This window comes from Phormidesmis sp. 146-20 (assembly GCF_052939475.1).
This window is the reverse complement of the sequence record NZ_JBJPHT010000014.1, coordinates 80,455-99,031: the sequence shown is the minus strand read 5'-3', so window position 1 is coordinate 99,031 and position 18,577 is coordinate 80,455. Positions and strand designations below refer to the sequence as shown.

The following is an 18,577-nucleotide window of genomic DNA, read 5'->3' as shown; positions in this document are numbered from 1 at the left end:
CCCTACTAGACTTCATCCCTCATCCCTCATCCCTCCCCTATGCTCACCCTCACCCCCAACGGCATCCACAGTTCCAAAGCGCTCACCCAACAGGCACAACCCTGGCAAGTAGCGTTTGATGACATTACCTTCGACCCGATCGGCATTCAATCAAAACTACTAGACCTCGAACACCCCTGTCACATCGTCTGCATCAATGGGCAAATAGGCGTTACCCAAACTGGACATCTTGCTTACGGCAACGGCAACACAGCACAGGTCGATTGCCTCCTCACTTCCCCCGCTATGACCCTTCAACAGTTAGGCGATCCGAGCTTTCTCAGCTTTCATGGGGTTCGGTTTGCCTACACAACAGGCGCAATGGCGGGAGGGATTGCTTCTGAAGAATTAGTGATTGCTTTAGGCAGACAGCGAATTTTGGCATCTTTTGGCGCAGGTGGTGTTCCTCGTTCTCGAATTGAAGCAGCGATTAATCGAATTCAGCTTGCGCTACCGATCGGGCCCTATGCCTTCAATCTCATCCACAGTCCCAGTGAGCCAGCCTTAGAACGCGGAGCCGTTGATCTGTTTCTCAAGTATCGAGTCAGAACAATAGAAGCCTCTGCCTTTCTCGATTTGACTCCCAATATTGTCTACTACCGGGCTGCTGGACTAACCCTAAATTCTGCCAATCAGATTCAGATCAAAAACAAAGTAATTGCCAAAGTGTCTCGTCGAGAAGTTGCCGCCAAGTTTCTACAACCTGCTCCTCCTCACCTACTAAAGCCACTGGTCGAACAAGGCTTAATTACTGAACTGCAAGCAACGCTGGCCGAACAAGTGCCAATGGCAGACGACATCACTGTAGAAGCCGACTCGGGTGGACACACTGACAATCGATCGCTGGTTTGCCTACTCCCCGCCATTCTTAATCTAAGAGACGAAATTCAAGCACAGTGTGGCTACGAACAAGTCGTCAGAATCGGCGCGGCGGGCGGAATTGGCACTCCAGAATCAGCACTCGCGGCTTTTACGATGGGGGCTGCTTATGTCGTAACTGGATCAGTGAATCAGTCTTGCATTGAAGCGGCGGCTTCTCCCCACACCAAACAACTGTTAGCTCAGGCTGAAATGCCGGATGTGATGATGGCTCCCGCAGCCGATATGTTTGAGATGGGTGTCAAACTACAAGTGTTAAAAAAAGGCACCCTCTTTCCAGTCCGAGCACAAAAGCTCTACGAGATTTACAACCGCTATCAGAGCATTGACGAGATTCCGATCGCCGATCGACAACAACTAGAAAAGCAAATCTTTCGCCGTAGTTTGGATGAAGTCTGGGCAGGTACTGTGGAGTTTTTTAGCCAACGAGATCCCGACCAGATCACGCGCGCCGAGGACAACCCAAAACGTAAGATGGCACTAATTTTTCGCTGGTATCTAGGCTTATCGTCTCGCTGGTCAAACTCTGGTGAAAAAGGAAGAGAACTCGACTATCAAATCTGGTGTGGGCCAGCAATGGGAGCCTTCAACGACTGGGTAAAAGGATCTTATTTGGAGAATCCGAGCGATCGCCGAGTCGTCGATGTTGCCTTTCAAATCATGACTGGAGCCGCTTTCTTACATCGTCTACAAGGTCTAAAGGTTCAGGGACTACATTTTCCGGCTGTTTATAGTCGATATCGACCGAGGAGGGATGAGGGATGAAAAAGTTGGATTGCTCTGCTTAACTGGGGACTATTAGAAAGATCAGCCTCCCTAGCCACCTTGAATCATTTGTGAGAAACGTTAAAGAACGGGTTCTTAGTCATTTGTTCTTAGCGTTACGACTGATTACTAACTACCAATCACCGAATTCTCACAGCTCAAATAGGATAGCTATCGTCACGATCACTTTTGTTAAATTTGGAGAAGTGCAAATGAACCAGTCTAGTGCTGACACAATCGCTCAACTCCCTAAGACCACAGACAATATTCAGTCCTGGTTTGTAGCGCAGATTGCCGAGCAGTTGGCGGTTGATCCGGGTGAAATTGATGTTCGAGAAACCTTTGAGAACTATAGTTTAGACTCGGCTCAAGCATTAGCCGTTGCGGGTCGTGCCGAAAAGTTTCTGGGATTTCAACTTTCGCCTACTTTGTTGTGGCATTACCCCACGATCGCTGCCCTCTCAGAACGTCTTGCTGAAGAAGCTGCCTCTGATGCTGATCTATTAGCTGCGATCGACGACGAAACTCTGGCTCAAGCCCTGGCAGAAATTGAGCAGCAAACCTAGTAGCAAAGTTCTAGTACCACACTACCCATGACCAACCTCTCAACTCGTATCGAAAATCTTTCTCCAGAACAACGACAACGGCTGGTACAGCGACTTCAAGAAAAAACGGGAACAACTCGTCGCATTGCTAGTCCGACAGCCGTGGATTTGGAAACTGAAGCAATTCTCGACTCAGCGATTTCTCCTCAAGGTAAGCCTGTTGAAACTACAATCCACCCGCGATCGATTTTCTTCACCGGAGCAACTGGTTTTTTAGGAGCGTTTCTGCTGGTTGAACTGCTGAATCAAACTCATGCTACATTCTACTGTCTAGTCCGGGCAAACAGTCTGGAAGCAGGTAAACAGCGCATTCAACAGAATCTCAAAGAGTATGGTATCTGGCACGATCGCTTTAGTTCTCGAATCATTCCTGTTTTGGGTGATCTAGAACAGCCACAAATGGGCATTCCTACTGAACTATGGGAAACGCTGTCGGCTGACATTGATGTAATCTATCACAATGCCGCTTCTCTCAATTTTGTCTTCCCCTACTCGGTGGTAAAGCCGATGAATGTTTTGGGAACGCAGGAAGTCCTTCGCCTGGCTTGTCAGACCAAAGTTAAACGGCTCCACTATGCCTCTACTTATGCAGTGTTTGAGTCTCCGGCATACGCTGGTAAAATCGTAGCTGAGGCAGATTCAGTTGACCACAGTGAAGGAATTGCCCTGGGCTATACCAAAACAAAATGGGTTGCTGAGAAGCTAGTTCAGTCTGCTCGATCGCGCGGTTTGCCTGTTTGTATTTATCGTTTGCCATTAATTTCTGGACACAGCAAGACGGGAGCCTGGAATCTGAAGGACTTCACCTGTCTAATGATCAAAGGCTGTGTTCAGATGAAATGCTGGCCGATATTAGATAGCTTGATTAGCATGTCTCCAGTAGACTACACGGCTCAAGCGATCGCTTACCTCTCCCAACAGCCAACATCTCTAGGACAAAACTTTCATCTAACTAACCCCAACCCAGTCCATGTGACTGAAGTACAGCAACAGAGTCGTTCTAAAGGTCTGTTTGAGTATCTTCCCTATGATCAGTGGCAAGCACGATTAGTTGAAGCCACGCGATCGCAAGACAACGCTCTATCAACCCTGAAACCGTTTTTCTTGGAACCGTGGACTGACGAACAACTCACCATTCCAGAGATGTATCAGCGGTCTAGAACACCGATTCTCGATTGTCAAGCAACGCTGAAAGCTTTGGTAGGAAGCTCGATTGTTTGCCCTCCCTTCGATCGTAAGCTGATGACTACTTACCTTTTCTACTTCGTTCAGAATAACTTTCTGAATGCTGAGACGCTGGGACGCTCCAGGTTTCTTGCACTAAAGCTCTTACTGCCTTTCCACCGACTCAAGCAATGGTTCCGTAGCTGAGATAACAATCATATTTCAACAGTTCACCATGCTGCCACTTGACACTCGAAGCGCGTTTAGCGCAAAGCGCAACCCTGAAGGAACTGAGTCCAGGCTTCTTGCTGCCAATGAGCAAATGATGGAAATGCTAAACCGTCAAGGCTCTGGCAGTCTAAATGTAATTACTATTAGCCAAATCAAGGGTTCACTTAGTCCTAGCCTGGTGAGACAAGCGATCGCTCACCTTCAACAACAACACCCCCGACTTAATTCTCGAATTGTTGGTTCCCTGGATAATCTAAGCTTCGATCACGGTGATTCAATGCTACCGTTACGAGTAGTTACTGGTGCACACAAACAGCAGTGGCAAGCGATCGCCTGCGAAGAGATCAACGAACCGATCGAGTCGCAAAAAGGATTGTTGAGAGCCGTTTTAGTGGAATCTGCCCAACAAGCTGACTCGTGCCATTTGATCACAACCACTCATCACGCAATTTCAGATGGCTTATCCTGTGTTCGTCTGCATTCAGAGCTTTTAATTTATTGCCAGAAAGTCACAGAAGGCAAGCCGATCGAAGTCGTTAGAGCGCCTCTACTGCCTGCTCTGGAGTCATTTCTACCAGCCTGGACAAGGGGTTGGTTGGGCAGATTGAATGCAATCCTTTTTGGCTTGGGGTTGATAGTTCAGCGTCTCAAACGTCGTCCAGAACATATTCCCTTAGAGGAGTCTACTTCCCTGAGCGATCGCACAACTGGGTTGATTTGTCGTCAGATAGATCACGCCCTGACTCAAAAGATTATCGACCACTGTCAGCAGAAGAAAACGACGGTTCACAGTGCTTTGGCGGCGGCGATGATGTTAGCGGCGGCTGAAAAGATCACGCCCGATCGCAACCGCCCGATTTGTGTCAATTGTCAGTCTGCGATCGACTTGAGAAGACGACTCAAAAACTGCGCTGACGACCGCCAACTCGGATTGTTTGTGACCTCGGTGATTACTTACCATACGATCGCTGCTAAAACATCTCTCTGGAACCTCGCCCAACAGGTTAAGCGCAACATACAATCTAATATTAAATGGGGACATATTTTTCGCTTTCCACTAACATCCAAATTCTTTACCGAGTACTATCTATCGCACCCTGACGAAGTTAATTCGACTGTCTTCTTGACAAATTTGGGTCAGATTACAGTTCCTAGACAATATGGTTCATTTGAGCTAGAGAATATTCACTTTACGGTTTCCAATATCTTCTACGCAGGATCTCTTTCCGCCAGTGTGTCTACCTATGCAGGCAAAATAAACTTAAACTTCATGTTTGCCCAACCGTCACTGAGTCAAGAAACTGTTGAGCAACTAGCTGACAGCACCCTGACCTATTTATCTGAAGCCTGTCAGCCTGTCCTTCCAAACCGTTTCAAAGCATCCATTAGTGAGCAGCTATGACCGAACTTGCCATTAGCGTCTTTTTTAGTTTAGTAATTCTAACTCTAATTCAAATTCTGTTCACTGTCCTATTCGTCCAACGCTTGAAGCCTGCTCGGTTAGGAGAGTTATCTGCTTCTAAAGTAACGGTGGTTCTTTGTTTGCGGGGAGTTGATCGCAGCTTATCTGACTGTCTAGAAGGCTTGCTTTATCAAGATTATCCCAACTATACGGTGCTGATCGTAGTAGAAAGTTCTACTGATCCGGTTTGGGAAGTGATTACGCCAATTATCAGCCAATCTACGATCGCTCAAGTACAGGTTCTTAAAGAACGGTTAGAAACTTGTAGTCTCAAGTGTAGCCAACTGCTTCAGGCGATCGCATCTCTCGATTCTGATTGTGAAGTTGTGGTGCTGATTGAGGCTGATACGATTCCACATTCTACCTGGCTCCGAGAACTGGTGGCTCCTTTAGAGAACGATCGCATTGGAGCAACGACCGGAAACAGTTGGTATAGCCCTGAAGGTCAAATGGGGAATGCGTTCCGCTACTTATGGAATGCGTCTAATGTGGTGATGATGTACTTTAATCAGATTCCCTGGAGTGGGTCGATCGCTTTCAAAACTGATTTAATTGATCAAACTAACCTACTAGAAATCTGGAAACAGGCGCTTTCTGATGGGGTGCCTTTGCATCGTGTTTTACGACAACGAAAGCAACGCATTCAATTTGTGCCCTCGGTGATGATGATTCAGTCTCAAGCCTGTAAGTTCTCTAGCTTTTGGCGTTGGGCAACTCGTCAGATGGTGATGGTTCGGCTCTATCATTCAGCCTGGTGGGGCACTTTGATTGCCAGTGTGATTAATACTCTGGTGATTGGACGAGCTATAATTCTACTTGCGATCGCGGCGCTAACAGGTCAGCGGTCAGCCTTGATTTGGGTGGGGTCTGGATTGGCGTTCTACACGGTGATGATTGCGGTGTTGGTTAGCTTGTTGCAACGGGGAGTTGTGCGGGCAAAGGGAGAACGAACTGGTATTTCTATGGGCGCGATCGCTCAATGTTCAATTGCCATTCCTTTTGCTCAGTTCGTTCAGACTGGAGTATTTATAGCGGCTTTGCTGACGAAAACACTCAAATGGCAAGGGATCATCTATCAAATCAGTGCCACAAAAAGCATTCAGGTTCTCTTTCGTCAATCTGCTGCCCAACCTACAGAAGTAGAAATTCCTTTTAGCTGACGCTAGTAGATTAAAATTCAGTCAATCAATCAGGAATCTCTACTCTGTGTTGGACAACTTCAAATTTTGGTCAGCGGGGGCTAACAGTTTGGCCTCGGCTCCAGGGATTGTTCCAGGTAGTAGTTGTGGTGCCGTCTGGGTGAGTTGTAACCTGGCCACTTCCCCAGGGATTGTTCCAGGTGGTGGTTGTGCTACCGTCTGGATTGGTGATGACCTGACCACTTCCCCAGGGATTGTTCCACGAGGAGGTCGTGGTGCCAGTGTTGGAGGAGCCGGAAGAACTGTTGTTTGGGTTCATAGTTTGAGGTGGATTAGCTTGTGGATTAACTTGGGATGTAACATTAGTCGCGGATTCATTAGTCCACTGTGAGGCAACAGGTTTAGAACTCGCATGAACGATCGTCGCTGCAACCAGTGCTAAAACGCCAAAGGCAATCAGAGGTAGAAGTCCGTGAGAACGATTGAGCATTATCATCTCCTTAAGTAGGATGCCAAATCAAGCTCAATAAATTGGGCTAACTCAACGTTTTGGAGTGGTGAAAATTGAGAAAAGGTTGTTTCGGGATGGGTAGATCGAGCCGAAGGTAGTCAGCGACACTAGCCAGTAAGCATCGTGCATTTATGATCGTATATTACCAGAAATTACTAAAAGCAGTCAGTCACAGACACTACTTTTTATGACTAATCATTTTCTCCATGATTACTATAGAAATCCTGTTTGAGTGGTGAGAATTCGGTGCTTAGGATCGTGAATTAAATAAGATCGTTTATTGCCAAGCTACTTCGCCCCCTTTGATCACCTGCAAGAGGAATGAGCGACAGCATCCGATTTCAGAGTTACAGCCAATCAATAACATAAAAAGTCAATCCGTAGTGACTAACCTAACTCTCGTTGCTGGGCGTTAATTTTCTCACAAGCGGAAACTTTACTATTGTCAGCGGCGATCGCACATCGTTCCATGAAATGTCCATACCGCTCTGGCTCAAAGCTAGACTGGACTTGCCCATCTCGACTAGATCGCAACAACTTCCTCCGAAGGCTCCTTTGGAACAACCAGAAGCCAACCGTTCTCAACCCGAAAATTGTAATCCTGTTCACCCTCAAGTTCCTAAGTTCCGGTTTGCTCGAAGTGGTTCCAGAGTTGCTCGATTACGATCGCAGCTTTAGGAGTCAAGGCTGGAGATTGCTGTAATTCTTCTCTCGCTACGGTTCCTTCGGAGTTGCGCTCTGCGCTAATCACGCTATAAATGGTATGCTAGTTGGGCTTTTTGGTCGATTTCTTCTGGTGGACTTGCGGATGATGAAGTTGAAACAGAAGATATCTGGTGGGTTTCGCTCAGTCGAAGGGGCGCAGATTGTTTAGTCGCATTCGCGGCTACATTTCCACGCTCAAGAAGCAAGGATTAAATGTGTTGGATGCACTTAAGCAAGTGTTCCTGGGCAATCCGACTATCCCTCAACCTGAGTAGTTACCCTGCTTGAACTGAGACAGTTTTCTAAAACGCTTAAATAATGCCTAAAAGCATATTAAGAGAAGTCCTACAATTCCTTAGTTGGACGAATTGTAGTCAGCATCACCTGACTAGTCATCCAGTCATCCAAGCGCTATGGTCGATCGGGTCGTTTGATTGGTAAAGAAGCACGATTGTACCAAACTTGGAGTATTTCGGGATTGATAGCAGCGAAAGAACTAATGAGCAATCCGGCTCATCTCAATTTGATTACTTTTTAAGCACGAACATCATTTTCTGAGCTTGTCACTTTCGAGTCACATTTGCTTTCAACACTAAAGATAGTGCAATTCACTATTTCCCTAACGCAACACATTCAAACATGGAGGACAATGTAATGGCACTTATGAAATTCAAGGAATTCTATCCAGACTATCGCAGCACATCCACGAGCGATGGTTTCGATATCGATGACCTAAAGAACTTTAGCGTTTACGCAGATGGAAACGACAAAGTTGGCTCAGTTCATGACATTTTAGTTGATGCTCAAGATGGGCGTATCCGCTATTTTGTTGTTGATACTGGCTTCTGGGTGTTTGGCAAAAAAGTTTTACTTCCCGTGGGTTGCGCTAACGTTGACAACAGTGACAATCGCATCTACGTCAGTGGCATGACCAAAGAACAAGTTGAAGAATTGCCAAACTACGATGAGTTGGACAAGATCGACTACAACTACGAAGAACAGGTGCGAAACGTTTATCGCCCGATTGGTCTGACACCCGGACTCGCGAAAGATCAAAGCAAGCAAAAAACCTCCAAAACGTCATTGCCTTGTAGTTCAGATACCTACCGCTACGAAGATGATGCAGACCTATATGATTTGAGCAATCACCAAGGACTGAAGCTCTACGAAGAACGCCTGATTACCAGCAAAAAGCGTCAGAAAACGGGAGAAGTCTCGATCGGCAAGCACGTTGAAACCACAACTGCGCGAACCACGGTTCCTATCGAAAAGGAGCGAGTCGTCATCGATTGCACTACTCCAACTCAACCAACTGCGATCAACCCTAGCGATGCGGCGTTCCGAGAAGGAGAGGTGGCTCACATGGATGTGTACGAGGAAACGCCTGACATTCGCAAAGAAGCCTTTGTACGGGAAGAAGTGTGAGTACGAAAAGAAGTTGAACAAGACACCGTGACCGCAGAAGAATCGATTCGTCGTGAACAACTGGATGTTGATACACAGGGACAACCGATCGGTGAACGTTAAAAGCAGACTTTCTGGGTAATCGGCGTAGGGGTTTGTGCGAATAAGTGCAAGCCTCTACCGTATCCGTTTTTAGGGGCTTGACTTCATCCTCCTGATGGAGGAATGCTTTATCAAGAAAAGCTAGTCTTCAAGCAACGAAACGTGAAAGCCCTACCATGTTAAAACTGAAGTTAACTAACCAAGCAAAGATCGGAGCGATTACGATCGGAGTCTTAGCAGCTACAATTGTACCCTTCGCCGCTTTGCTGTCGAATTCGGCTACGGCTCAGAACGCAAACTTTCCAGATACTTCAGACCACTGGGCACAACCCTTCATTGCCCAGTTAGCTGAACGTAACATTATTACAGGATATCCAGACGGTACTTATCGCCCAAATCGTCCTGTTGAGCGAGATGAATTTGCCGCGATCGTTCGCAGTGCGTTTGATCAACCCAAAGAGCGAAGCATTGAGAGTGGCAGCACGTTTAAGGATGTGCCTCAAGGCTATTGGGCAGCCCCCGCAATCAAGGAGGCCTACGAAACGGGCTTTATCTCCAGCTATCCGGGCGGTTCGATTCGTCCGAGGCAGCCTGTGACTAAAGTCGAAGCGATCGCCTCACTAGCGCGAAATCTAGATTTGCAAAAGGCAGCACAAACGCCTCCGCAACCCATACCCCCTGTTGTCTCAAATCAATCAACTCGCCCCCGACAAGCTAGGCGACGAGGGCTGATGTTGCCAATGGCATCCACCATGCTTTTAGCGCCGCTGATCCGGCCTGTGGTCGCTGCTGCAAATCCTCAACCTAACACCGCAACACCAGTAACCCCAAACACCGCAAATCAACCTAAGACTCAATCGCCCTCTGCATTGGTGAACCAATACTATCAAGATGCAAACCGGATTCCAGCTAGTGCGATCGATGAGGTTGCAGCGGCAACGAGAGCAGGCATTGTCGTAAACCATCCGAATGTTAGAATTTTGAACCCCAATCAACCTGCGACTCGTGGAGAGATGGCGGCTTTAGTTTATCAAGCTCTGGTGAGTCAAGGTCGGGCTGAACCAATCCCTAATCAGCCTGCTGTTCAGTACGTTGTAAGGCCACGCTGACGGTAAGGCGCTCCTTGAGTTAAAGGCTCAGGATCAGGGATTGGATTACGATCGAGCATCAAGCGAGTTACGCATTGAAAGATAAAAGGAATACGATGAGCCAACTTCAAGAGCAGAGCAATCCACCCACGGAGGAGCGATTTGAGCAAGAAATTGGATTGAGTCCACAGGAGCGGCAGAGCATTATTGAACGTCTGCGTCCGAGTGCATTGATGATCCATGAAACGATTCGACTGGAAGGAGAATATCAACTGCGTCGCCCGACTTCTGCACTGGCTTGGTCTGCATTAGCAGCAGGATTATCAATGGGCTTTTCACTGGTGGCTCAAGGTTTGCTGAGAGCAAATTTGCCGGATCAGTCTTGGAGTACGATCGTGGCGAGTTTCGGTTATAGCGTTGGCTTTGTGATTGTGGTGATGGGTCGCCAGCAACTGTTTACAGAGAACACCTTGACAGCAATCTTGCCGCTTCTTTCTCAACCGAGTCGAGCGGCATTTTTGCAGGTTTTGCGACTGTGGTCGATTGTGTTGTTGAGCAATCTAACGGGTGCGGCGCTATTTGCGATCGTGATTGGAAACATCAATGTGTTTTCAACCGAGGTACAACATACCTTTACTGAAATCGGGTTAGAAGCTCTCAAAGGTGAAACACTAGAAATGTTATGCCAGGGAGTTTTTGCTGGATGGTTAATTGCGTTAATGGTTTGGCTGCTGCCATCGGCAGAAGCTTCTCAGTTCTGGGTGATTATCCTCATTACATCTTTAGTCGGATTAGCTGAGTTTCCACACAGCATTGCTGGATCAGTTGAAGTCCTTTACTTGGTTATGACTGGCACAGCGACTTGGGCACAGTATTTTGGACAATTCTTGATGCCAACACTGCTTGGTAATATTGTGGGTGGAGTTTCATTGGTTGCTGCACTGAATCATGCTCAAGTGGCGCGTTATAAAGATTAGTCGAGTTCAGGTTTATGCCAATGGGATGGTTCTATATCGCTCTACAGGGAGTTGTTGTTCGCCTTATTCTAGATTAATGTACAGACTACATAACTAGTGTTTTAAGAGGACTACAATGCAAACGTCGGCACACATTGAAAGCGATTCTCTATTCTATAAGTTAGAGGTTATTGGCAAGATCTTGCGCCTGATTGGGTGGTCTGGTTTGGTGACTCAATTGGGTCTGGCCCTTGCAGCAGGAATGATGTTGTTGTTTGCGATCGCAGGCCGCAATTTTAACCAGGCCGCGATCGCTCCTGTCCCAGGGGCACCCGTTTACAACTTTCGCGATGCTGCAACACCGGGATTAGGAGTGGGAGTTTTTTGGGCAGTGTGTGGGGTTCTGACACTGTTATTCACGTCCTACCTGGCGTTTCGTCAACTTCGTTTTGCCCGTCGCCTACGCAATCCAAATCCAGACCTTCATCCGAAAAAAAGCGACGTGATGAAAGTCTTACAAATTGCTATTATCGTAGGATTTGTGGGCATGGGGTTCACTATTTTGGGAGGTGGAGCGGCATTGGGGGTGCTGTTGTCTAAGTCCATCACGATGCCCCAGGGTGCTGCCCTTTACGCGCCGAACCGGATTATTCGCCCCCTTGATGTGCTGGTGGCGATGGCAAATATGGTTGGCATTACGGCGCATTTTTTAGGCACGATCGCCTCAGTCGCTACGGTCAAAACGACAATAGAGCATGAATAATAAAGCATGAAGCCCATGCAACCGCCAGAACACTCTCTATCGCAAGCCCGGAGCGAAGTTCTTCAACAGCTTGAAGATTGGCTTGATCTGCCAATGCTAGTGTTGAGCTTTGTATGGCTCACTCTATTTATTGTTGAACTCATTTGGGGACTTAATCCATTTCTTGACGCGGTTAGCATTACGATTTGGATTCTGTTTATTTTTGATTTTTTATTAGAGTTTGCTCTGGCTCCTCACAAACGCGCTTATCTTCAGCGAAACTGGTTAACGGTCTGCTCGTTGGCTTTGCCTGCCCTCCGCACTCTGCGAATTGTCCGGGTAGTAAGGGCATTGCAATCCGTGCGGGCAGCGCGAGGAGTCCGATTGTTAGGTGTGATGACTCGCACTACAAGAGGAATGCGATCGCTGAGTGCGAGTTTTCAACGACGTGGATTTGGTTATGTTATGGCTGCAACAACAATCGTCATTTTGATCGGTGCGGCGGGAATGTATGCGTTCGAGCGAGACATGCCGAATGGCTTGGAGAGCTACGGAACTGCTTTGTGGTGGACTGCAATGCTGATAACCACAATGGGATCGGATTATTTTCCTCGGTCGCCGGAGGGTCGTATTTTATGCTTTATGTTGGCGGTGTATGGCTTTGCTATCTTCGGGTATGTGACCGCTACGCTTGCTACTTTCTTTGTAGGTCGAGATGCCGAAAATGAACAAGCAGAGATCGCTGGCGCAGCATCCATACAAACCTTACAGACAGAAATTTTTGCATTACGAACAGAAATTCAAAAACTATCTCGCAATCATCGGATGTCTCAGTCATCGGTTGATCAATCCGACTTAGAGTAGTGACCACTTGCTTAATATTGATTGTTTTTTACTAGAGGGTTTAGGCATTGAGAGTGTGTATTAGGAGTAACGATGCGCCAACTGATGATTCAAGTGCCGCAGGGACAAGGAGAGGCAGTTCTGCAAATTGCCAAATCCTGTGATGCAGTCAATGTTTCAAAGACTGAAGCCCAAAGTTCTGAGCAAGAAATTGATCTCCTAATCGTCCACGTTTCTAATCGACAGGTTGAGGATTTGCTTGCCCAGCTAGAAGAGTTACCAGAAGCCCACATTACTCTATTGCCAACGGGCGTGATTGCATTGCGTCCTCCCGCATCTGAAGCTCCGCAGCAAGTCACCAATGTTCAATCTCGCAGCCCGATCGAGGTCTTCTTATCCGGGCTGCAAAGCGTGGGATCGTGGCGAAGTTTCCTGGCATATGCCGCAGTTGCCGGGATTGTCGTGTGGATTGGACTCTACACGAATACGAGCTATCTGCTGGTTGCTGCAATGCTGATTGCTCCCTTTGCAGGCCCAGCAATGAATAGCGCAATCGCAACCGCACGCGGAGATCTACAGCTATTGGGACGAAGCATTCTGCGCTATTTTGCAGCGTTAACAGTAACGATTGCGATCGCGTTTCTATTGAGTTTGCTCCTTCAGCAACAGATCGCAACGAGCCTCATGCTAGACAATAGCCAAGTCTCAGCCGTAGCCCTACTCATTCCGATCGCGGCAGGTGCAGCAGGCGCACTCAACTTAGTGCAGTCGGAGCGCAGTAGTTTAGTTTCTGGAGCAGCAGCAGGAATGTTAGTGGCTGCCTCGCTTGCTCCACCTGCTGGAATTGTGGGTATGGCAAGCGCGATCCAACGGTGGGATATGGCAGTCGATGGGCTTTTTTTGCTCTTGTTGCAACTGTTTGGAATCCATCTTTCTGCCTCATCAATTTTTCGGCTCTACGGACTGACCCCTCAAGGGAGCCGCTATTCGCGAGGAAAGCAACGGGTATTTCCGATCGCTTTGGGAGTGACACTCGTTTCACTGACATCTCTTTTGACCTGGCAATTCTCTAATTCACCTCGATTAGAGCGTTCTAGTCGCGCCCAACGGGCTAATGCGGAGGTTCAAAAAGCTGTTGAACAAGTTGGACTCGCGCAACTTGTGGAGGCAAATGTCCGCTTTACTCGCTCAGATATTGCGGATCAAAACACGCTGCTAGCGGAAGTTTATGTGCAACGTGACACAAACAATCCTGCTTCTTCTGAGCAAATCCGCGATCGCTTAACTCAAACGATTCAAACTCGCTTACTAAACCAAGGATTTAATGTAACTCCACTAGTCAATGTAACCGTTTTAGAAGCACCTTAGCCTTAACGAAGAACTAAAGATAGATGGAAAGTTCAGCTTGCTACTCTATTATCGGGGCGAAGTTAGAGAGGGCTGAACAAGCAATCATGATCGAATTATCTGTAATTTGGAGCAAGCTGCAAGAGATGGTGAGAGGCTTTCTAGCTCTGCTGCCTAATATTGTCCTGGCGATCGTTGTCTTTATCATTTTCTTTTTCGTTGGTAGAAGCATCAAGCGCATTGTTCGACGTGCGACTGAAAATCGCCGCCGCGCTAGAAATCTAGGATTGGTTTTAGGAAGACTGGCGCAAGGGTCTATTATTCTTGTCGGATTGTTTGTTGCATTGTCGATCGTCATTCCGTCGCTAAGAGCAGGTGATCTTGTTCAGCTTCTTGGAATTAGTGGAGTTGCGATCGGGTTTGCATTTCGCGATATTCTACAAAATTTTCTATCTGGAATTTTAATCTTATTGACAGAGCCATTCCAAATTGATGATCAGATTGTTTTTAAGGATTTTGAAGGAACCGTTGAACGGATTGAAACTCGTGCAACAACGATCAGAACCTATGACAATCGCCGCATTGTGATTCCTAACTCTGAACTCTTTACGAATTCCGTCACCGTTAACACTGCATTACAGCATCGGCGGATGGAATACGATATTGGTATTGGATACGGAGACGACATCCATCTGGCAAAACAACTGATGCTAGAAGCGATCGCAAGTGTGAATGAAGTTCTCAAAGAGCCTGCGCCTGATGTTTTGGTTGTTGGGTTTGGTGAGAGTGCGGTCAATATTCGGGTTCGCTGGTGGATTTCGCCCCCTCGTCGGATTGATGACTTAACCTCTCGTGATCAGGTACTCATCGCCATCAAACAGAAGCTATACATTGAAAATGGGATCGATTTGCCTTATCCAACTCAGCAAATCCTCTTTCATGACCAAACTGAAGAAACAGATGGCGATCGCGCTCGACAACGAGAAGGATGGCCAGCGGGTCGAAATCAGCAAGCTCCCAAACCTCGAAACATTAGTCGTGTATTGCAACATCTTGCACAGCAGTCATCCAATGGGCATCAACCTCCAAAAGATTCATGAAAAATACGAAGCTAACGAAACTGTGGGATTCGCTGCAATCTAGCTACTGGTTCCTACCCACGTTAATTGCAGTCCTCATGGCAGTGCTAGCATTGATTCTGCTTTATATTGATTGGATCGGCAAGGCTCCAGGATTTTGGTGGTTGTACACAGGCAGTCCTGCTGGCGCACGATCGATGCTTTCGACTGTTGCAGGAGCAATGGCAACCGTTGCAGGAACAGCGTTCTCAATTACGATCGTGGCGCTTCAGCTTGCTTCATCCAACTTTGGCCCTCGGTTGCTGCGTAATTTTATGCATGATGTTGGCAATCAATTTGTTTTAGGAACGTTCATTGGCACGTTTCTTTATTGCCTGCTGGTGTTGCGAAATATCCGAGGAGAAGACTTTGATCAGTTTTTACCGCAGCTTTCTATCACCGTTGGGATGGGATTAGCGATTTTTAGTACCCTTGTTTTAATCTATTTTATTCATCACGCTTCCACCATCATTCAAGCTTCTTCCGTAATTTCAACGGTAAGTGATGAACTAGAACAGACCATCGATCGATTGTTTCCTCAACAAATTGGATATAGCTTAGAAGACTCACAGCATCACGCTGGAGAAATCCCAGCACAGTTTGAACAGCGATCGATTCTGGTTAAATCGACTCACAAAGGCTACTTACAACTGATCGACGATGAAAAACTAATGAAAATTGCGTGTCAAGCAGATGTATTACTGTGCCTAAAAGCGAAGCCCGGTAGTTATTTGATTAAAGGAAGTCCGCTCGCTTTGATCTACCCACAAGAGCATCTTTCTTCTAAGTTAGCCAAGCAGATCAACAAAGCTTTTATCGTGGGTCAAGAACGGACAGAAAAGCAGGATATTGCTTTTCCAATTGAGCAGTTGGTAGAAATTGCTTCGCGGGCACTCTCTCCAGGAATCAATGATCCGTTCACGGCGATTCGCTGTCTCGATCGTCTAGGAGCAGGCTTAAGTCAATTGGTTCAACGGGATTTTCCCTCGCCCTACCGTTATGATAAATATCGCAATTTACGAGTGATTGTAGAGCCTGTGCAGTTCGATTTTCTAGTCGATCGTGCTTTTATTCAGATTCGTCAGTATGGACACTCTGACTCGACGGTAATGATTCAATTGTTAGATACGATCGCACGAGTCGCTACCTATACCAAAAGCCCGAAGCAACGGATAGTCTTACGTCACCATGCGGAAATGATTTGGCGAGGAAGTCAGGAAGGACTGTCTGAAGAGTACGATCGCACCCAGGTCGAAAAGCAGTATCAGAAGGCTTTGGCCACATTAGACCCGAAAGCAACTGAACTCGAACTGAGGCAACTTTGAAGAAATGAAACCTGTGAATCCAGAATGTCGAAGTTAGCTCTAGCGATACTCTCATCATTTCCGGAATTCACAGTCAAATCGCTCAATGCAATTTTCTAACGCTCGTTACTCGCTGGCGGGTTCTCCTTGAGCCGAGGAAACGGTCGCCTGACCAAAGGCAACCCGCAGAAACGGCGGCGCTAAAAAGGTCGTCAAAATCACCATGATGATAATTGACACTTCCAAGGGTTTATCTAAGATGCCGCTGGCAGAGCCAATTCCGGCAAACACTAGCCCCACTTCACCGCGCGGAATCATCCCTACACCAATCGCAAGACGATTAATTTCTGGTTGCCCAAACACAGCCCATCCTGTGACTAATTTGCCAATGATTGCGATCGCCACCAAAAAGACCGCAATCAATAGACCTGCCCGATTTTCTGGCACTGCCGGGTTCAGCACTCCCAAATCAGCCCGCGCTCCTACCGTCACAAAGAAAATCGGCACAAGCAAATCCGCGATCGGTTTAATCAACGCATCCAGCTCGTTCCGCGCATCGGTTTCATCCAAGACTAAGCCTGCTGCAAATGCACCCAAAATCGCTTCAAGATGGATTGCATTGCCTAAAAACGCCATGAAGAACGCAAAGACAAACGCCGGGACTACAATATTGCCGCGAGTTTTAAGTTTTTCGACGATCGTGACAAAGCTTTTATTGAAAACGCCACCTAACACAATTGAACCAATCAAAAATGCTGTAGCACTGACGATCAAGTAAATCACATTAGCAACATCAATTTCGCCCGTTTTCGCAAGGCTGGCAACAACCGCGAGAACAATAATACCGAGAACATCATCAATCACTGCTGCGCCAACAATGATTTGCCCTTCTTTTGATTTGAGTTGACCTAACTCCGATAAGACTTTAGACGTAATCCCGATACTGGTTGCCGTCAAAGCTGCCCCCGCAAAAATCGCTGGAATCGCTGCAACATGAAAGAGCATCATCAATCCGACTGTGCCTGCCGCAAACGGAACCACAACCCCAACGCAGGCAACGACCGTCGCTTGAATTCCAACTTCTTTGAGTTGACGCAGATCAGACTCCAAGCCAATTTCAAACAGCAAAATAATCACGCCAATCTCAGCTAACACTGAAATCACTTCACTTTGCGTTTCAAAGATTCGCGTCAGGGCATCCGGTGCAAGCTGATTTAACCCTTGCACTACCGTCATAATTACAGAGTCCGAGGCAGCGAGTCCGCCTTCGGGAAAGATCACTAGATGCAACGCCGAAACCCCAACAATTACCCCAGCAACTAATTCTCCCAGTACAGGCGGGAAATCTAACCGCTTTGCTGCTTCTGCACCAAGTTTACTAGCAAGATAAATCACAACCAGCGTCAACAAAACACCAGATAGAATAATGGGTGAATCCTCAGCAACAACGGTCGCCAGGAATGGTATTGGAGCCATGAGAGCAGCTATTCCCCCGCTGAACAGAATGTTGGACAAAATCATAAGTTTGAAGCGATGAAGGTTAAGGGTTTGAGGGAGCCATAAAACCAGGGGGATGAAAAAGGCAACCGATCAAGGACGGTCATGCTTTGGATGCGGTTGCCTGGAACGAGACAAGCCTGGTCGTCAATGGGTGATGCGGGCGAATGGGCGTTGAGACTACTGTGAATCACGATCGGCTTCTCCGGTTGGGCATCCTCTCCATCGACTAACGTTTTCAAGTCGTGATCACCAAAAAGCCGGGGTCATGACCCGGCCATTTAGGTCGGTGTCGTCTCGATTCAACAGCCATCTGGCCCACAGAAACTGTGCCCGTACAGTACCTCCGCGTCACAGATGTAGATAATGCCTGCATAGTTGAGGAAAAACTTTATTGCGATCTGATCCGCAATATTCTCGGCCATATCTCGATCGGGGGTGAGTACCTCAAACTTTACATTCGCTTGGGTGTCGGAAACGCTGGGTTGTCCTGACGATCTCACGTTGCGACTGCCTTTACCGCCAGTGTCCACCACCGTATAACCGGTCGCCCCGGCTTCATCGATGATCTTGGCGATCTTTTTCAGCAGAATCTTTTCGGTGACGATGACGAGCTTTTTGGCTGGCTTGGCCATGTTGGTTACCTCCTTACATAACAAATGCATATTAATCCACT

General features: G+C 47.2%; 20 protein-coding genes and 1 pseudogene. 15 read left to right on the top strand and 6 right to left on the bottom strand.

Annotation, left to right across the window (positions count from 1 at the left end; all coding sequences use genetic code 11):
* The first annotated feature begins 39 nt into the window (after positions 1 to 39).
* From ACKFKH_RS13890 to ACKFKH_RS13870, 5 genes are all read left to right on the top strand, one after another.
* Positions 40 to 1,683 (top strand): PfaD family polyunsaturated fatty acid/polyketide biosynthesis protein, encoded by a 1,644-nt coding sequence (locus tag ACKFKH_RS13890; RefSeq protein ID WP_446858900.1) that lies wholly within the window; start codon positions 40 to 42, stop codon positions 1,681 to 1,683.
* Between the two features lie 212 nt (positions 1,684 to 1,895).
* A complete protein-coding gene (locus ACKFKH_RS13885; RefSeq protein WP_446858899.1) occupies positions 1,896 to 2,249 on the top strand; it encodes a phosphopantetheine-binding protein in 354 nt (117 codons plus the stop codon).
* A gap of 27 nt (positions 2,250 to 2,276) precedes the next feature.
* On the top strand, positions 2,277 to 3,659 hold the full coding sequence (locus ACKFKH_RS13880; RefSeq protein WP_446858898.1) for a thioester reductase domain-containing protein: 1,383 nt from the start codon (positions 2,277 to 2,279) through the stop codon (positions 3,657 to 3,659).
* A gap of 28 nt (positions 3,660 to 3,687) precedes the next feature.
* On the top strand, positions 3,688 to 5,085 hold the full coding sequence (locus ACKFKH_RS13875; RefSeq protein WP_446858897.1) for a phthiocerol/phthiodiolone dimycocerosyl transferase family protein: 1,398 nt from the start codon (positions 3,688 to 3,690) through the stop codon (positions 5,083 to 5,085).
* A complete protein-coding gene (locus tag ACKFKH_RS13870; protein WP_446858896.1) occupies positions 5,082 to 6,305 on the top strand; it encodes a glycosyltransferase in 1,224 nt (407 codons plus the stop codon). Before ACKFKH_RS13875 ends, ACKFKH_RS13870 begins: the two co-directional genes overlap by 4 nt.
* Positions 6,306 to 6,375: 70 nt before the next feature.
* On the opposite strand, the gene ACKFKH_RS13865 is transcribed toward ACKFKH_RS13870, so the two are convergent.
* The 3 genes from ACKFKH_RS13865 to ACKFKH_RS13855 form a co-directional block, all read right to left on the bottom strand.
* Positions 6,376 to 6,774, bottom strand: a complete 399-nt coding sequence (locus ACKFKH_RS13865) for a hypothetical protein (protein WP_446858895.1) — start codon at positions 6,772 to 6,774, stop codon at positions 6,376 to 6,378.
* Between the two features lie 408 nt (positions 6,775 to 7,182).
* Positions 7,183 to 7,332: a hypothetical protein gene (locus ACKFKH_RS13860; RefSeq protein WP_446858894.1), complete on the bottom strand. Its 150-nt coding sequence runs from the start codon at positions 7,330 to 7,332 to the stop codon at positions 7,183 to 7,185.
* An 82-nt stretch (positions 7,333 to 7,414) separates the two neighbouring features.
* Positions 7,415 to 7,546 carry a hypothetical protein gene (locus tag ACKFKH_RS13855; protein WP_446858893.1) on the bottom strand — a complete coding sequence of 44 codons (132 nt, stop codon included), beginning with the start codon at positions 7,544 to 7,546 and terminating at the stop codon, positions 7,415 to 7,417.
* Between the two features lie 48 nt (positions 7,547 to 7,594).
* On the opposite strand from ACKFKH_RS13855, the pseudogene ACKFKH_RS13850 reads away from it, so the two are divergent.
* The 10 genes and pseudogenes from ACKFKH_RS13850 to ACKFKH_RS13805 form a co-directional block, all read left to right on the top strand.
* Positions 7,595 to 7,775, top strand: a pseudogene (locus ACKFKH_RS13850) (hypothetical protein); the annotation flags it as partial.
* Positions 7,776 to 7,894: 119 nt separating this feature from the next.
* Positions 7,895 to 8,038 carry a glycoside hydrolase 100 family protein gene (locus ACKFKH_RS13845; protein WP_446858922.1) on the top strand — a complete coding sequence of 48 codons (144 nt, stop codon included), beginning with the start codon at positions 7,895 to 7,897 and terminating at the stop codon, positions 8,036 to 8,038.
* Positions 8,039 to 8,154: 116 nt separating this feature from the next.
* A complete protein-coding gene (locus ACKFKH_RS13840) occupies positions 8,155 to 8,925 on the top strand; it encodes a PRC and DUF2382 domain-containing protein (RefSeq protein WP_446858892.1) in 771 nt (256 codons plus the stop codon).
* Positions 8,926 to 9,182: 257 nt separating this feature from the next.
* Complete coding sequence (locus tag ACKFKH_RS13835; protein WP_446858891.1) at positions 9,183 to 10,115, top strand: S-layer homology domain-containing protein; 933 nt, start codon at positions 9,183 to 9,185, stop codon at positions 10,113 to 10,115.
* Positions 10,116 to 10,210: 95 nt separating this feature from the next.
* Positions 10,211 to 11,071, top strand: a complete 861-nt coding sequence (locus tag ACKFKH_RS13830; protein WP_446858890.1) for a formate/nitrite transporter family protein — start codon at positions 10,211 to 10,213, stop codon at positions 11,069 to 11,071.
* 115 nt (positions 11,072 to 11,186) lie between these two features.
* On the top strand, positions 11,187 to 11,813 hold the full coding sequence (locus ACKFKH_RS13825) for a DUF3611 family protein (protein ID WP_446858889.1): 627 nt from the start codon (positions 11,187 to 11,189) through the stop codon (positions 11,811 to 11,813).
* 6 nt (positions 11,814 to 11,819) lie between these two features.
* Entirely contained in the window at positions 11,820 to 12,656 is an 837-nt protein-coding gene (locus ACKFKH_RS13820; RefSeq protein ID WP_446858888.1) for a potassium channel family protein, read from the top strand.
* 72 nt (positions 12,657 to 12,728) lie between these two features.
* The gene (locus tag ACKFKH_RS13815) at positions 12,729 to 14,003 is read left to right on the top strand and encodes a TIGR00341 family protein (RefSeq protein WP_446858887.1); all 1,275 of its coding nucleotides are present in this window, start codon (positions 12,729 to 12,731) and stop codon (positions 14,001 to 14,003) included.
* 86 nt (positions 14,004 to 14,089) lie between these two features.
* Positions 14,090 to 15,082: a mechanosensitive ion channel family protein gene (locus ACKFKH_RS13810; RefSeq protein WP_446858886.1), complete on the top strand. Its 993-nt coding sequence runs from the start codon at positions 14,090 to 14,092 to the stop codon at positions 15,080 to 15,082.
* Positions 15,079 to 16,425, top strand: a complete 1,347-nt coding sequence (locus ACKFKH_RS13805) for a DUF2254 domain-containing protein (RefSeq protein ID WP_446858885.1) — start codon at positions 15,079 to 15,081, stop codon at positions 16,423 to 16,425. The genes ACKFKH_RS13810 and ACKFKH_RS13805 overlap by 4 nt, the downstream gene beginning before the upstream one ends.
* 105 nt (positions 16,426 to 16,530) lie before the next feature.
* On the opposite strand, the gene ACKFKH_RS13800 is transcribed toward ACKFKH_RS13805, so the two are convergent.
* Genes ACKFKH_RS13800 through ACKFKH_RS13790 form a run of 3 tightly spaced genes read right to left on the bottom strand, consistent with a single transcriptional unit; the run spans position 16,531 to position 18,536 of the window.
* On the bottom strand, positions 16,531 to 17,880 hold the full coding sequence (locus tag ACKFKH_RS13800) for a cation:proton antiporter (protein ID WP_446858884.1): 1,350 nt from the start codon (positions 17,878 to 17,880) through the stop codon (positions 16,531 to 16,533).
* A gap of 41 nt (positions 17,881 to 17,921) precedes the next feature.
* Positions 17,922 to 18,143: a hypothetical protein gene (locus tag ACKFKH_RS13795; RefSeq protein WP_446858883.1), complete on the bottom strand. Its 222-nt coding sequence runs from the start codon at positions 18,141 to 18,143 to the stop codon at positions 17,922 to 17,924.
* Positions 18,144 to 18,203: 60 nt separating this feature from the next.
* Positions 18,204 to 18,536 (bottom strand): P-II family nitrogen regulator, encoded by a 333-nt coding sequence (locus ACKFKH_RS13790; RefSeq protein WP_446858882.1) that lies wholly within the window; start codon positions 18,534 to 18,536, stop codon positions 18,204 to 18,206.
* Positions 18,537 to 18,577: the final 41 nt, after the last annotated feature.

Coding starts and splice junctions, on each gene's coding strand:
- ACKFKH_RS13890 (WP_446858900.1), top strand. CDS start 40: ATGCTCACCCTCACCCCCAACGGCATCCACAGTTCCAAAGCGCTCACC.
- ACKFKH_RS13885 (WP_446858899.1), top strand. CDS start 1,896: ATGAACCAGTCTAGTGCTGACACAATCGCTCAACTCCCTAAGACCACA.
- ACKFKH_RS13880 (WP_446858898.1), top strand. CDS start 2,277: ATGACCAACCTCTCAACTCGTATCGAAAATCTTTCTCCAGAACAACGA.
- ACKFKH_RS13875 (WP_446858897.1), top strand. CDS start 3,688: ATGCTGCCACTTGACACTCGAAGCGCGTTTAGCGCAAAGCGCAACCCT.
- ACKFKH_RS13870 (WP_446858896.1), top strand. CDS start 5,082: ATGACCGAACTTGCCATTAGCGTCTTTTTTAGTTTAGTAATTCTAACT.
- ACKFKH_RS13865 (WP_446858895.1), bottom strand. CDS start 6,774: ATGCTCAATCGTTCTCACGGACTTCTACCTCTGATTGCCTTTGGCGTT.
- ACKFKH_RS13840 (WP_446858892.1), top strand. CDS start 8,155: ATGGCACTTATGAAATTCAAGGAATTCTATCCAGACTATCGCAGCACA.
- ACKFKH_RS13835 (WP_446858891.1), top strand. CDS start 9,183: ATGTTAAAACTGAAGTTAACTAACCAAGCAAAGATCGGAGCGATTACG.
- ACKFKH_RS13830 (WP_446858890.1), top strand. CDS start 10,211: ATGAGCCAACTTCAAGAGCAGAGCAATCCACCCACGGAGGAGCGATTT.
- ACKFKH_RS13825 (WP_446858889.1), top strand. CDS start 11,187: ATGCAAACGTCGGCACACATTGAAAGCGATTCTCTATTCTATAAGTTA.
- ACKFKH_RS13820 (WP_446858888.1), top strand. CDS start 11,820: ATGAAGCCCATGCAACCGCCAGAACACTCTCTATCGCAAGCCCGGAGC.
- ACKFKH_RS13815 (WP_446858887.1), top strand. CDS start 12,729: ATGCGCCAACTGATGATTCAAGTGCCGCAGGGACAAGGAGAGGCAGTT.
- ACKFKH_RS13810 (WP_446858886.1), top strand. CDS start 14,090: ATGATCGAATTATCTGTAATTTGGAGCAAGCTGCAAGAGATGGTGAGA.
- ACKFKH_RS13805 (WP_446858885.1), top strand. CDS start 15,079: ATGAAAAATACGAAGCTAACGAAACTGTGGGATTCGCTGCAATCTAGC.
- ACKFKH_RS13800 (WP_446858884.1), bottom strand. CDS start 17,880: ATGGCTCCAATACCATTCCTGGCGACCGTTGTTGCTGAGGATTCACCC.
- ACKFKH_RS13790 (WP_446858882.1), bottom strand. CDS start 18,536: ATGGCCAAGCCAGCCAAAAAGCTCGTCATCGTCACCGAAAAGATTCTG.